Annotated in this window: 13 protein-coding genes; 4 read left to right on the top strand and 9 right to left on the bottom strand. The window is 40.8% G+C overall.

Annotation, left to right across the window (positions count from 1 at the left end; all coding sequences use genetic code 11):
• Positions 1-48: 48 nt before the first annotated feature.
• The 3 genes from B3P16_RS12455 to B3P16_RS12445 are packed head-to-tail and all read right to left on the bottom strand — an operon-like array spanning position 49 to position 3696.
• Positions 49-810 (bottom strand): Rossmann-like and DUF2520 domain-containing protein, encoded by a 762-nt coding sequence (locus tag B3P16_RS12455; protein ID WP_286752633.1) that lies wholly within the window; start codon positions 808-810, stop codon positions 49-51.
• Complete coding sequence (locus B3P16_RS12450; protein ID WP_286752632.1) at positions 810-3269, bottom strand: heme lyase CcmF/NrfE family subunit; 2460 nt, start codon at positions 3267-3269, stop codon at positions 810-812. The genes B3P16_RS12455 and B3P16_RS12450 overlap by 1 nt, the downstream gene beginning before the upstream one ends.
• A 19-nt stretch (positions 3270-3288) precedes the next feature.
• Entirely contained in the window at positions 3289-3696 is a 408-nt protein-coding gene (locus tag B3P16_RS12445; protein WP_046672794.1) for a cytochrome c maturation protein CcmE, read from the bottom strand.
• Positions 3697-4078: 382 nt separating this feature from the next.
• On the opposite strand from B3P16_RS12445, the gene B3P16_RS12440 reads away from it, so the two are divergent.
• Entirely contained in the window at positions 4079-5038 is a 960-nt protein-coding gene (locus B3P16_RS12440) for a lipid A deacylase LpxR family protein (protein WP_286752631.1), read from the top strand.
• 129 nt (positions 5039-5167) lie between these two features.
• On the opposite strand, the gene B3P16_RS12435 is transcribed toward B3P16_RS12440, so the two are convergent.
• Both B3P16_RS12435 and B3P16_RS12430 read right to left on the bottom strand, forming a co-directional pair.
• Complete coding sequence (locus tag B3P16_RS12435) at positions 5168-6418, bottom strand: dicarboxylate/amino acid:cation symporter (RefSeq protein ID WP_286843137.1); 1251 nt, start codon at positions 6416-6418, stop codon at positions 5168-5170.
• A 366-nt stretch (positions 6419-6784) separates the two neighbouring features.
• Positions 6785-6934 (bottom strand): hypothetical protein, encoded by a 150-nt coding sequence (locus B3P16_RS12430; protein ID WP_286752629.1) that lies wholly within the window; start codon positions 6932-6934, stop codon positions 6785-6787.
• A gap of 57 nt (positions 6935-6991) precedes the next feature.
• Here B3P16_RS12430 and mnmD point away from each other — a divergent pair, with 57 nt between their 5' ends.
• Positions 6992-7657, top strand: a complete 666-nt coding sequence (gene mnmD, locus B3P16_RS12425) for a tRNA (5-methylaminomethyl-2-thiouridine)(34)-methyltransferase MnmD (protein ID WP_112374891.1) — start codon at positions 6992-6994, stop codon at positions 7655-7657.
• A 253-nt stretch (positions 7658-7910) separates the two neighbouring features.
• Here mnmD and B3P16_RS12420 read toward each other — a convergent pair whose 3' ends face one another.
• The 4 genes from B3P16_RS12420 to B3P16_RS12405 all read right to left on the bottom strand — a co-directional run bounded on the left by B3P16_RS12420 (position 7911) and on the right by B3P16_RS12405 (position 12499).
• Positions 7911-8645, bottom strand: a complete 735-nt coding sequence (locus B3P16_RS12420; RefSeq protein WP_286843134.1) for a hypothetical protein — start codon at positions 8643-8645, stop codon at positions 7911-7913.
• Positions 8646-9172: 527 nt separating this feature from the next.
• Positions 9173-9862, bottom strand: coding sequence for an SMUG2 DNA glycosylase family protein (locus tag B3P16_RS12415; RefSeq protein WP_286843132.1), 690 nt, complete (start codon positions 9860-9862; stop codon positions 9173-9175).
• 102 nt (positions 9863-9964) lie between these two features.
• Positions 9965-10462 carry an FKBP-type peptidyl-prolyl cis-trans isomerase gene (locus B3P16_RS12410; RefSeq protein ID WP_046672788.1) on the bottom strand — a complete coding sequence of 166 codons (498 nt, stop codon included), beginning with the start codon at positions 10460-10462 and terminating at the stop codon, positions 9965-9967.
• Between the two features lie 36 nt (positions 10463-10498).
• Positions 10499-12499, bottom strand: coding sequence for a thioredoxin domain-containing protein (locus tag B3P16_RS12405; protein WP_286843130.1), 2001 nt, complete (start codon positions 12497-12499; stop codon positions 10499-10501).
• Between the two features lie 200 nt (positions 12500-12699).
• Here B3P16_RS12405 and B3P16_RS12400 point away from each other — a divergent pair, with 200 nt between their 5' ends.
• Together B3P16_RS12400 and B3P16_RS12395 are read left to right on the top strand one after the other, a co-directional pair.
• On the top strand, positions 12700-13314 hold the full coding sequence (locus B3P16_RS12400) for an RNA polymerase sigma factor (protein ID WP_112374885.1): 615 nt from the start codon (positions 12700-12702) through the stop codon (positions 13312-13314).
• Between the two features lie 2 nt (positions 13315-13316).
• Positions 13317-14327 (top strand): FecR family protein, encoded by a 1011-nt coding sequence (locus tag B3P16_RS12395; RefSeq protein WP_286843129.1) that lies wholly within the window; start codon positions 13317-13319, stop codon positions 14325-14327.
• The last annotated feature ends 14 nt before the right edge of the window (positions 14328-14341 follow it).

Genomic DNA, 14341 nt, shown 5'->3' with positions numbered 1-14341 from the left:
TACCCCCTGGAAGTAAGTTTTGATAAGTTTATAACCGTTTCTAACAAACTATTTTCTTTTAGTAATCTCCTGCGACAAAAGTTGATAGATTTGCTGTAAATCTGGTTTATTGCTAATAAATTGCAAATGTTTTTGCATTGTCGATACATCCTGTCGGATCGCTGGTCCTGTCTGAACTGTTATCGGAATATTATTTTGCACTTTTTCTGCCGTCTCCAGGATAATTGGTTTGATTAAATCAAAGGATAAGTTGTTTTCTTCCAGTAACTCATAAGCCATCTGATAGAGGATATTGGAGAAATTATTGACCATGACCGAGGCCAGGTGAATGGCTAAGCGTTGCGGTGAGTTACAATAGATACTCTGCGGTGCAAATGTCTGTGCAAGCTGAAGTAGCGCGGCACTATTTTCATCTGTGTTACCCTCAATGCAAAGTGGAACCGTCGAGAAATCCACTGCTTTATTTTTGGATAACGATTGTGGTGGATAGATGACGCCCGTGTTTTTAAATCCAGCCAGGGCAGCAAGATCGGTTGCTCCTGAACAGTGGACAACAATGCCTGTTAAATCCTTCGGTAGCGCTTCTACCAGCGGTAAAATAGCTTGATCCGAAACAGCAATAAGGTAGAGATCGGCATGGAGGTCGAGTTCAGACAGTAGGTCAGTTGCTGTGCAATGAAGCGCAAAAGCCAATGCGTCTGCATTGGCTTTTGTTTTACTGTAGATCTGAACGATATGCTGTCCTGTTTTTTGAAACTGTTGTCCAAAATGCGTCGCGGCATTACCGCTTCCTAAGATCACAATGTTCATTATTTAAGTGCTTTTCGTTTTTCCTCTTTATTTCTTCTCACAATGGACATGATAAAACCGATGGTCATGACAATTGTTCCACACCAGAAAAAGTTGATGTATGGGAATTTAATGGCTTTAAATACCACCCATTTCTTTTCTGGAAGTGGCTTTTGATAAACCATGATTTCCAGTTTATCCTTGTCAGGTTTAATTCCCGTAAATCTGAATTTAAGTCCTTGCTCGGTAACATCCTTGTTGAAGTCGTAAACACCACCGTCTTTAATTAAGTAAATCGGTTGTACCTCATACTGTTTGTTGTCGGCCGAAAATACTTTTATTTTCAATCCAACCATGACATCACTGGGTCCCTTTGGAATTTTCTCTAGGTGGGCCTCTTTGTTTAAGCCTTCAATGACGTAATATCCATTGCGGTAGCGTAAGGTATCGCCAATATTTACCTGATATGTTGCCGGCTCCTCGTAGTCCTCAAAACCAGTTTTATCTTCAGCAGGAACTTTGGCGTGTGTTGCTTGACTTTCAGCTGCGGCCGCTGTAATCAGTGTATATACGTCATGCGTAACATAATGTTTGGTGGCTGGAGTACCAATCAACCCCCCCATTTTCGCGTTGTTTTGTGCAAAAGGTTGCAGCACAAAATGCTCCTTCACTTTGCCTGTTTCTTCGTCGATCCGCTCGTATTTGATTTTATAGAACGTATTTGGAGCAACAATGCTATCGCCGATATAGGTAATTTTGTATTCGCCCATTTGTACAGGTTCACCCTCGGTCAGGAATAAGTTGTCGCCAGGCTTTTCTACTTTGTCGAATCCTGATACAGCGATGTAACCCGTGTTGTTGACAGAGATGACTTCGTTGGTTGCCGCGGCCACCATGGCACCGATAAGTAATAAACCAAAACCGATATGGGCTACCGAAGAACCAGCCAGTTTCCATTTACCTTTGACAGCGTCACCCAATACGCGGATATTTGCCAGAATACAGAAAATACTTGCGAAGGTGATCAAAATGTAGATCAAGTTGGTATACGTCTTCGTAAAATAGACTACAGCAGCCGTTAGGATTAAAGACACAACCAAGGATGCTACAGTGGAAGCCAAAAACTTGCGGCTATCGGTACGTTTGTATTTTAAGAATTGCGTAAATCCGGTTAAAATCATCACGATGACGGCAAAACCCGATTGCCATTTGTTATAATGTTGGATCGGATCCAAAGGCGGAGCTACCTTGGTGCCAAAGATCTTGTTGAACACTGGAATTGATGTTGAAGCAATGATCTGTGCACAGGCAACAGTCAATACCAAGGCGCCAATAAACATCCAGAATTCTCTTGAATAGATATCCTCATCCTTTTCAGTGATGGGCATCTCTTTCTTTTTGACGGTAAGAAAGACCACCATGATAACCAAAAAGACAACATTGAATAAGATCAATTGTCCGCTCATGCCCAGGTCGGTAAAGGAGTGGACCGAAGTCTCTCCGAGGACGCCACTACGTGTCAGGTAAGATGCGTAGATCACAAGCACAAAGCTGATCATCGCCAAAAAAGTAGCGGTGAAGTAGGAGTGGCCTGAATTCTTGTAAGCAATCATGACGTGAACAGCAGCAATCAAGGTAAACCAAGGAATAATAGATGCATTTTCTACCGGATCCCATGCCCAGAATCCACCGAAGTTAAGTGCTTCGTAAGCCCAGAATGAGCCCATGATAATACCTGCGCCTAAAATCATCACGGCAAATAAAGCCCAAGGAAGTGCTGCATTGATCCATTCTTTGTAACGTTTGGTCCAAAGAGCACCTGTTGCATAAGCAAAAGGAACAATCATCGACGCAAAGCCAAGGAATAGTGTCGGTGGGTGAATCACCATCCAGTAATTTTGAAGTAAAGGGTTCAAACCATTACCGTCGGTGATTAGTGAAAGATAATTTGCTTCTCTAAAGATTGGAATATCCATTGCTTCACGCAATAAGATAAAAGGAGAGCTACCGATCCGCAGACCGAAGATTTCCACACCAATAATCATGGATGCTAAAAATGCTTGACATAACATGACGAAAGTCATAACAGACGATTCCCAGCTTTTTGCTTTAAAGAGCAAAACAGCGCCTAATACCGTTTGCCAGAACATCCAAAGCCAAAAACTACCCTCCTGACCTTCCCAAAAACTGGAAATGATGTAGTAGGTAGGGAGTGTCTTGGACGAGTGCGCCCAGGCATAATTATATTCAAAAAGGTGATTGTATATAATATAAAATAAAGTTGCACCAATCGCTACGACGGAGGCTGCATTAACCCAGAAGGCAATACGTGCAATTTTTTTCCATGAATGCTCTTCAGGGTATTTTGTTGCAAAAAAGTAACTGATACAAGATAGAAGTGCAGCACCAAAAGAAAGTACAATGAAAAATTGTCCGATCTGCCCTGGCAGCAGGTGCTCACCAACGTAATTAACGTCCATTGAAAATTGATTTTACGAATTAATTATTGAAAGCAGTAGCATTGATCTCGGTGACGACCGATTTATCGTTATATTTCGACGGACATTTCATCAATATCTTACTTGCCCTAAACACATTCCCGTCCATTTTTCCTGTCAATACAATCTGCTCTGAACGTTCAATATCTTGAGGTTTGGCACCTCTAAAAATCACTTCACATTCTGTACCATCGTTGTCACGCATGAAAAACGAAAATTTGTTGGCGTCAGTTTTGGGATCATAGTGAAGTGCTTTGTCTTTATTCAATTGACCTACCACATATAGTTCGGTTTTCTTTTCTTTAGCTTCGGTAAATGTCGAATACGTACTTGAATCGGTATAGATAACAAGTATCATGGCAATTGCGACAGCAATGATAGCGATTAGAATAATTGAACTTTTTTTCATTTGTATTTACTTATTTATAAGTGTCTGAACTCGTCGTATCAATGAGCTCGTTTCACTCGGTTTGTTTTTTTACCAGTTAATGGCTGTTCCGATCTGTCCGATATCTTTCTGTTTTTTTCGAAAGATTATTACCCAAACCTGACAACGTTATGCGCGCTAAAATCCCAAATTGTTTACATTTGACACCTAATCGAATGCAAAATTACAAATAGATTCGCTAAGAAAGGAATAATGCAACTTTTCCATATTATTTATATCTATTCTAAATAGTTTGAATTAATTGGAAAAATAAGCTAGATTCGAATGCTTTTGAATAATTTGAAGTGAAATTTGCTGTTTTGGTTCTAATGATATCGCATGAATTTTACAATTTCCTGTTAATATGAGTGTTGCTTTGCGATTTTTAGGCCTCTTTTGGGCTGTTATAGTTCCCTGTTTTTTTGTTTTTGGACAGGTGAAATTCCGTAATCAGGAAATTGCTGTTCAAAATGACAATGACGTCTATCTCCTGACCGGTCAAGACCGCTATTATACAAACGGTATCAATATAAACTATAGGATTGCGTTGCCGGGGAAACTGGATAAACAGTCTTCAAATACGGTATTGGATTTTGAAATAGGCCAGCGTATTTATAACGGTATCAGTATTATTGACTATAGACGGCAGGAAAAAAAATACGATAGACCGTTTGCAGGTTACCTTTATTTTAGTGCTGGGGTAACGCGATTTTTACCGCAGGATCAGGTCATTGAGTTCAAGACCGAATTGGCGCAGATCGGTCCTAAATCCTACGGTGAAGAAGCCCAGAAGTTTATCCATCATCTATTTGGTATGTATGAGGCAACAGGTTGGGATACGCAGCTTGGAAATTCCTTCGGTATTGATTTAAGTGCAACCTATAAAAAAGGACTATATCGCAGTCAAAACCAGCAATTTGATGTGGGAATTATCGGTGAAGGGACTATTGGACTAAATAATACCAATCTGGGGATTGCGGCCCCGTTTCGGTTGGGGAAGCTGAAATCCTATCAGGCATCGACCCTTACACATGGGCATTTGACACAAGGTAGAGCAGATAATGATAAAGAATGGTATTTTATCTATCAACCAAGCATGTCCCGTATTTTTTATAGCGCAACCGTAGAGGGCGGGAGAGGTCAAAATGATCCCATGGGTAAGCTATACATTATTGAGCCTTGGATGCTTAGTCACCGCATTGGTTTCAATTGGTCGAACCACAAGATCAATTACGGTATCAATTATATCTTCAATTCGAAAGAGCTCAAATCGGTGTTTCACCGGCATCAATATGGCGAGCTGTTTTTTGCGTACCGCTTTTGATCTGCGCGCCAATGGGTGTGATCCATATTGATCCGCCAGCCGTAGGTGTGATCTATATTGATCCGCTGCGCATTGGTAGAGCCTCCGTTGATCACCTGTCCTGTGAAATGCTTGTCGTTTGTAGCTTGTTTAGCCTGGATTTTCGGGAATAGGATCGGCCAGTTTTTGCCCGATCAATCTGCTGGTGAGCATAGCGGCTACGGTGTCTCCAGTAGCATTGAGCATTGTTGCGAGGGGATCGACCAGGGTTGCGATAATCATAATGGACGGGATCACCTCGGTTGGCATCTGATAAACCGATATAATCAGCATTTCTCCAATATAGCCACCATTAGGAATGCCGCCGGCCACAATACTGACCAATAAAGTAATTCCTACCGCCATAATTAGATTCGACGGATCAAAAAAATCCTTTCCACTTAATAAAAGCGCAATATAAATTTTAAAGATACAGGCGATTGCAGAACCATGCTTGTGCAATGTCGTGCCTAGGGGAATGACGACACTAGCGACGCTGTCGGGGATTCCAATTTGTTTGGCCGCAAGTAAGTTTGCTGGCATGGTGGCAAGGCTGCTGCAGCTGCTCAATGCAGTTAAGGAAGGTAATATGTTGTTTTGCCAATAGCGTTTGACCCCCTTAAGCCCGAATGCTAAAAAAGCGAATAAACTGAAAACCGTGAAAAAATAGAAGATTCCGAAAAAGTAATATAGCCCGATAGGTTTGGCATAAAAACCGAAGAGCTGAGGGCCTAATGTTCCAACCTGATAGGCAAAATATGCTCCCAAACCAATGGGAGCGAGGTTCATGACCATCACGAGCAGATTTCCCATCACTACATTGCCCGAGTTTATAAATTTACGGAAGGTCTCTGCAGATGTTCCAGACTTGCGCGTAGCAATGCCAACGAGGAACGAAAAGATGACAAAGGCCAGCATATTTTGACGTGATAATAAACTCGAAAATTCGCTAACGGTTAAAAAGCGGACCATTTTTTCACCCCAAGAATCATGGGCAACCGTTTCCACGATCTGAGTTGCTTGTTCGATAGGCAGGGGAGCATCGACTGGAAAGAGGTAAAGGAAGCAGATGCTTGATACTCCGGCGACAACAATACCCAATACAAATACGAATGACATCATGCCGATGATCCTTCCCAGCACACTGTCGCCATCGATATTGGCAACAGATGAGGATATGGCAAAGAATACCAAGGGTATGACGCTGACAAAGAGGAGGTTTAGAAAAATGTCGCCGATCGGTTTAAGATTGTTGACGATAGGAGGAAAAAAGATGCCGATCAAACTTCCAATACTGATTCCTAGGAGTAGAAGTAAGATACTGCCGTAGTTCTGCACAAAAGTTTTTGTAGCGTATTTCATAGGTGTATGATTAGTTATTTAGAAGGAGTTCATTCGCATGGAAGAACTGCTTATATTGTTTTTGTAATTTGGTCATATGGAGAATATCCAATGCTGTTGTATTGCTTGCGCTTGTTAGGTTTGGATATTCCATTAGGTTTTGTGAATGTTTCTTATTTAGATTGCTAAAATACTGTTTTTCTCGAATAGGTCTATTAAAACGAGCTGAATTTATGCGTGTTTGTTCATTTTTGTTTTTTCTTACTGAAAAAATCCGCTTTTTGTCGACTGGACTTTTTTTATTGAAAGCATTTCTTTATAGCGGTACCCATGCCTACTATACGCTCGGTATTGATATGCTTTTTCATTTGGAAGTCGATGTACTGGTCAATTGGTTGACATCACCTTTAGTCTACGCTGATAGATGGTCGGGCTTGCTAAAACCGTGAGGATTTTGATACGGGCATTGGCTTTTTTATCTTTGGACAGTAGCAAGATATGCATCATGGGCAGGGAGTAGGCCATTCGTTTTGGCATCGTTTCTTTGTTTGGACTCCATGTGTAAAAATTAGAACTTAACGTATTTGTATAAAAATGGAATTTGTAACGACAGGAGATGGTTCGAAAACTTTGTTTAATGCTGAAATAGGAGAATGTTATCATTCGAAACACGGTGCGGTACAGGAAAGTAGGCATGTTTTTATAAAAACAGGGCTTGACCACTATGTACAAACGACAGGAGCCGCCGACGTTGGTATCTTGGAAGTTGGCTTTGGTACCGGTTTGAATTTTCTACAAACAGCCGACTTTCTTAGGGATAAATCTTTTCAGGTGGAATACGTCGGAATTGAAGGATTTCCCCTGCCTTTGTCTACTATTGCTGCAACGGGCTATGATGCGACGGTACACCCAACTGTTTGGACAAGTTATTTGAATGCATACGAGCTGGCTTTGACGGGAAACGTGCAGATTAACGAACAATTAAAACTTCATATTGATCATACCCTGTTGATGAATTTTCAATCGGACCGCTTATTTGACGTCGTTTATTTTGATGCCTTTGCTGCTGTGCATCAGCCTGAGATGTGGAATGATGCTGCCTTGGGGCATATTGCACAGTTTGTTAAACCGGGTGGTGTTTTTGTGACTTATGCGATTACCGGGAACCTCAAACGCAGTATGAAAGCATTGGGATTTTCGATAGAAAAGGCTCCCGGAGCACCAGGCAAGCGGGAAATGCTGCGTGCCACAAAGTTGTAGCGGATGATTCTTTTATAATAGCATCGGAAAGAGTTAATCATACGGATCAACATACATGACGAAAGAAATTGAAATAGAGTATAACTTGCCCTATACTGGTACACGCTTTAGAAAGCTTGTAGAAACCAATAATGCTAAGATTGTTACGGCTGTGGCTTGTATAGCGCCTGCTATTCAATGGGTGATATAGTTTTAGAATCCAATCGATTTTATTAGGCATTGTGATAACATTAGCTTTTGAGAGTTGCATATCTTAATTAATAAACGCACCGACTATTGCAGCTGGATGAAAGCTTTTATTATTTAATAACAGATGTTTATGGCGATGAAATCCATAATATTCGATGTTCATACCAACAAGTACGGTTGTTGCATCTTTATAGTTTACATCAAATGATAGCTGTTCTAATTCAACCATTTTGGGTCCCGTATGCAGGTTGATGGGGATCTGGGGGCTATGGACATGAATATATTGTTGCTGCTCAAAGTTGAGCATGACAATAAAGAGGTTAAAGATGAGCAGGTCGCAATTTTTTGGCTGCCGTATGTCCTTTTGTTTATCAAATTTTGGAAACTGGATTGTAAGTTGCTTATTGTCCAATAATTGGATCTGTGGATCGAAATGCATAAAGTCCTGCATATGGCATTTTTCATTGAATTGAAAATTGACCAAACGGTTTATCTTATTGCTGCGTATAGATTGTTCTTTGGATATATGGCCGCTAGGGCCGTTCACTCGCTGCAACTGAGTTACTAAGCGATTGTGCATATTGCTATCATAAAAACCCATGTGTACTTCTGCCATCGTCCGTCGTATGTAAGCGCCAATCGCACTGCTCACTCCAAAGCTTACGGAGGCGGCTTTTGTCCCTTTGGTTTGTTTTGGTTTCCGTCCTACTTTCGTCTGGACAATTGTTTTTTCATTCGATTGTCGAAAGACCACGTTCCCAACTAAGCCTTTCAGAGTTCCATTTTCTATCGTTGCCATATTGTAAATATATGTATTTAAATTACTGAAAAACAAATAGTTGTTTATTTTTAATAGATTTAAAATTGCGCTTTGCCTCTGATTTTAAATATGGCAATCGTTGTCAAAGGCCAATTATTAAACTCATAATGAAAACGTATTTCATTCGCTACGGAATGATATGTTTGATTTGGAATTCATTCCAATCTTCTTTGGAAAACATTCGTCATAGCGTCGGATTGCTAGCATACTGTAAGCAGCATGAGTCCGTGGTGAGTCCGAGTCAAACCCGGAAATGAGGAGGTAACAGTATGGTCGGGGCATGCATCTATCTGCTTCCTGATACGAATAAGGGCGGAAATTGATTCGAAGCGACTCAAACGGATGGTCAAATCGGTTGGTTAACTCGGACTTCGTTCTGTTAATATATGCATATATATCTTTTAATTTTCAAAACGTATATTATAATATTCAATTTGTTTGGAATATAGATACAAATTATTTTATGCTTTTCTAAATTTTTGTTTAGAGTTTACATGTGCGATAACCTATTCTGTGCTCAGCACGCTGATGTAATTATCGATGTAGTGCAGTTTGTCTTTGGATTTATATTGTTGTATATAGCGTGGGTGGTCTAGGACGGTCATTTTTCCAAACAACTTTTCTTCTTTGTTGATCTTAGCGAGAAAGGTTGCATTTTTCTTTCCGAGCACAAAGACCTCCTCCGTCGCTAAGCCCATAGCGATGTGTTGTTTCAATGAATCAAGCATAAAAGGGCTGACCATGTCGAAAAGTGTTTTATCATCATAGTAGTTTGCATTGATCCAATTGTTGGGTTTCGTTTCTCGGACAATCGCCAGGGGAAAGGGTGAATTGATATAAAATTGTTTGTAGAAAATATCGGGGCCACCATAGGCTTCGATCATATCGTACATGAACACCGAAGATATTTCATGGGTATATGCAGAATGCATTTGTATGCCACATGCGCTAGCTAGTCTTTTGGTATCCGTAAAAGGAACTCCCGTTACACCTGCCCCGTGTCTGCTCGGATTAATACCAATAATGAATTTTCTTGTTAGGTTATCATTGTAATATTTGTGGTAGAACTGTTCCATCACGACCAATGTTTCGGGGTTGTCAAGGTAGGGGTTAATTACATTGAATGCTGGGGGAAGACTTCCATGATAATGAAGATGTTTATTGAATAAAACTACTTTTTCCGCAAATGTTAGCATCGTTCGTGTGTTTAAAAACAAGATACGGTTTTTAAATAAGCAAAAAACAAAGCCGGGTATCATCTGACATCCGGCTTTGTTTTTTAGTATCTTGAGTCAGGATTAGTGACCTTGCGTACCGTCTACACCATGCGAGTGTCCGTGAGACAACTCTTCTTCAGTAGCAGGACGTACAGTTAAGATTTCAATATCGAAATTTAATGTTTTACCAGCCATTGGGTGGTTTAAGTCAGCAACAACTACTTCTGGAGTAACCTCAGCTACGACAGCGCGGAATTGGTTTCCTTGATTGTCTTGTAAAGGCAATACTTCTCCTACTGGAGGTAAACCTGTTTCTTTGAACATATCTACTGGCAATTGTGCGAATGCTCTGTCGTCTTTTTGACCGTAAGCATCATCCGGTGCCAATTCAAATGAAATCTTATCACCAACGTTTAAGTCTGCGATGTTTTCTTCAAATTTAGGTAACATCATACCTACACCATATAAGAAATCTAAAGGTTGTTCTGCAGTTGTTTCTTCAACGAAAACTTTTTCACCGTTTTCTACTGTGTGAAGTCTGTACGTCAATGCTACGACGTCGTTTGCTTTTATAGCCATCTGATTTTGATTTTTGGAAGCCGAGGCTACCGTTTATTAAATATAATTTATTAACGCTTGTATTGAATCCTGTGGTAGACTGCAGGTCTTGTTTTTACAAAGATATGCTTTTGTCTCCTTTCCGACTCTATGTTCTAGCAATGGAAGATTTTCTTCCGTACCGCCAAGAACAATTTTATTAGGAATATAATATTTGCCGAGTTCATTTTTTAAAGCCATCGCTTTATCCCCCGTCAATGCAATTTCATTGATTCCATATATTTCTTCTAGCAATAATATTGCCCAATTTGAATAGGCCGAACCATAAGTCTTGATTTGGGGGAATACATTCGCTAGCAATTGGTCTGTAATGGCGATGTAATTTTCATCGTCAAAAAGTAAACCTAATCGTTTCAATTGGCGAACCATTGTCGAGGAAGAGGACGGGATTACGTTATCCATAATTTCGCTTTTCCGTGCGATAAGTTCCTCCGCCGCTGTCGACGTATAGTAGAATGTTTTTTGTGATCCATCGTAAAACAATGCAATGGCCTCATCGGCAAGCTGTCTTGCTTTTGTGAGCCAATTGAGGTCAAATGTCGCTTCATATAAGGCTATAAAGGCTTCAATAGTGAATGCATAGTCATCCAGGAAGCCTGCGATCGCTCTGTTGTTATCTTTTGGTTGGTGCAATAACTGGAGGTCGTCTTGAATAAGGTGTGTACAGATAAACTGGGCATTGTTTAAAGCGAGTTCGAGAAAATGGCTGTTCCCAAGACTGTGATAAGCATCTATTAGTCCTTTTAGAAATAAAGCATTCCAGGTGGTCAGCTGCTTATGGTCGAGTCCCGGACGGATCCGTTGTTCACGATAGTTGTATAATTTTTTCTTTGAAATTTTTAGAAAATCTGCCCATTCGTCAGCTGACATATTGACCTTTACGGCTAACTGGTCTGCATTAATGGCGCAAATTGGGATGTTAGTTTTCTCTTCCGTCCAGTTCCCTGCTTCGGTGATGTTAAAATATTGGACAAGGAGGGCAGCATCATCGCCCAATACCTCGTCAAATTCAGCTTTTGAGAAGGAATAGTATTTTCCTTCAATACCTTCGCTATCTGCATCTAAAGCGCTATAGAAACCATGGTTCGGCGCAAGCATTTCACGCTCGGCCCAGTCAATCGTTTCCTCGATAATCCGCTTATAGAATGGATCTTGACTTTGTTGATAAGCTTCGGCATAAAGGGATAGTAATTGCCCGTTGTCGTAGAGCATTTTTTCGAAGTGGGGAATATGCCAATAATGGTCAACCGAATAACGGGCAAAGCCACCACCGATCTGGTCGTAGATACCTCCTGATCCAATTTTTTTCAACGTCAAATGAACATGATCCAGGACTTCCTGATTGTCGGCAAGCACCGCATATTTAAGCAAGAACAACCAATTGTTAGGTAGCGGAAATTTGGGTGCTTTTTGATAACCACCGTCTTTTTTATCGAACATCTCGGTCCAAGGGGCCACAATTTCATTTAAGTCGTCGATCGTGTATTGATCAGGGATGGGATTGATAGGGAGCTTCTCGGCGCGTTGGATGCCGTTGTTTAGCTTTTCGGCATAGTCAAACGCGACTTCGGGTTTCTCCGTCCACATTTTTGCAATTTGCAATAAGATATTCTGCCAGTCGTGCGGTTTGAAATAGGTGCCACCATAAATTGGTCTTCCATCGGGTAGGCAGATACAATTCAAGGGCCAGCCGCCGGCATTGGTCATCAGCTGCACCGCAAGCATATAAACTTGATCGATATCGGGGCGTTCTTCACGGTCGATTTTGATGGATACAAAAAACGTATTCATGGTTTGGGCGATGGCTGAGTTTTCAAAACTTTCACGCTCCATCACATGACACCAGTGGCAGGCCGAGTAGCCAATGCTTACAATGATGAGTTTATTTTCGTCCTTTGCTTTTTTTAAAGCTTCCGGTCCCCAGGGCATCCAATCTACGGGATTGTGTGCGTGCTGTTTAAGGTAGGGTGAATTTTCAAATTGCAATTGATTCGCCATAAGACGAAGGTAGTGAAAAAGTAATAACTAAGGAGTCCGACTCAAAGATAATATACGGAGACTACGGTGTAGCGTTTTTTTTAATTTCTACGTCGTGTTTAAAGTAAGCTCATTAGCTTGAAAATTAATTAGATGTTATAAAATGTCCGATGAATTTGATTATTTTTACATGCATTTATTATTAGCTTTACCGAAGTCCTATGTCAAATGACGTTGACCTGCTTAAGAAGATAGTCCAAAAAGATCGCGATGCTTTTGAAGCTATTTATAAGAGCCATTTCCGTAAATTGTATAGCTTATCTTTTCGGTACGTGCGTGAGGAGGCCATCGCTGAAGAGCTCACCAACGACGTATTTATGATGTTATGGGAAAATGCAGGCAAGTTGGCTATTAGTCAATCACTGGGAGCTTACCTATCTCGTAGCGTTATCAACCTTTCGCTTACCTACCTCAAAAAGAATCAACGTTTATTGGAACGGAATAACGATTATAGCAAGGAATTGGATCTGACCGATGATGAAGATGAAACTGATCGTGCCGCACTTTACGAATCCAAGTTGTTGATGATCGAAAGTATACTGGAAGGACTGCCGCCGCAGTGTCGAAAAATCGTTCTTATGAGTAAGTACGATAAGATGAAACAACAGGAAATCGCAGATCAATTGGGAATCTCCATAAAAACGGTTAAAAATCATCTGACCATTGCTTACGATAAAATTCGGGTCGCTTTGGCCAAGCAAAAAACTTTTCTGTTGCTTCTCATTGGCTTTTTATTTTTTTCATTGGGACTTTTTGTCCAGTTTATTATCTTATAGTTATGGAAGAAAACAATACTTCAAGATTTATTCCTTATGACTTGATTCAGAAAGAGCTGGATGGGACTATTTCCGAAAGGGAAGGAGTGTTGCTTGGGCGTTGGATTTCGGAGGATGTGGAAAACCACGATCTATACCACGAAGTTAGAAGTATAGCTGACGACCTTATAGTACTGGAATGCTATAAAAAAGTAGATACTGGTAGCCAATGGGAAAAATTTAAAAATCAGTTGGATAAAACAGGGGATCATCAAAAACCGGAGATCGCGAAAGCGGTACGAACAATCTGGAAACCCTGGATGAAATTTGTGGCTGCAGCCGTATTGTTCGTGGTCGGTTTTGCCGCTTACCTGAACTTTGACCGTTGGATGGGCAATGAAATCCGATTATATGGATCAGAAGCTCAGCAGCCTACCCTACTTCCCGATGGTTCGATCATCACACTACAGGCCGGAGCTGAAGCGATGTTCAACAAAAGGACATTTCCACAGCAAAGAACTGTCGAGCTCAAAAAGGGAAAAGCGCTATTCGATGTCAAACATCAAACAGGAAGCTCCTTTGTGGTTGATCTTGAACATAATTATGTACGTGATATCGGCACTACCTTTGAAGTCAACCTACTAAAAGATGATGTCGAAGTACTTGTTAAGGAGGGGATAGTGGCTTTAAGCAGTGGAAAAGGAGACCATGCGGAAGAACTTGTTTTACAGAAAAATCAAAAGGGCCTTTATAAAAGACAAACAGCGTCTTTATCTAAAATTGATCTGTCGGTAGACAATGATACTGACGTAGCGCAAAAGCTGAGCTACTCAAATGTTCGGTTGGATAGTATCTGCTCAGATTTGGAAAAGCACTTTCGGGCGAATATAACTGTCGTTGGAGATAGTTTAAAAGCACGGAAGCTCAGCATGTATTTTGATGGGCAGACGCTCAATGAGATCGTTCAGATTCTTTCCAAAACCTTAAACGTGAAATGGAAAACTGGTAAAAAGGGATATAGTATCTACGAATAGACTCTTCGCGTTGC

The sequence above is a fragment of the Sphingobacterium sp. UBA7631 genome, assembly GCF_002483935.1.
Classification (GTDB): domain Bacteria; phylum Bacteroidota; class Bacteroidia; order Sphingobacteriales; family Sphingobacteriaceae; genus Sphingobacterium; species Sphingobacterium multivorum.
The sequence above is the reverse complement of the archived record's forward strand: the minus strand, read 5'-3'. Positions and strand labels throughout refer to the sequence as shown.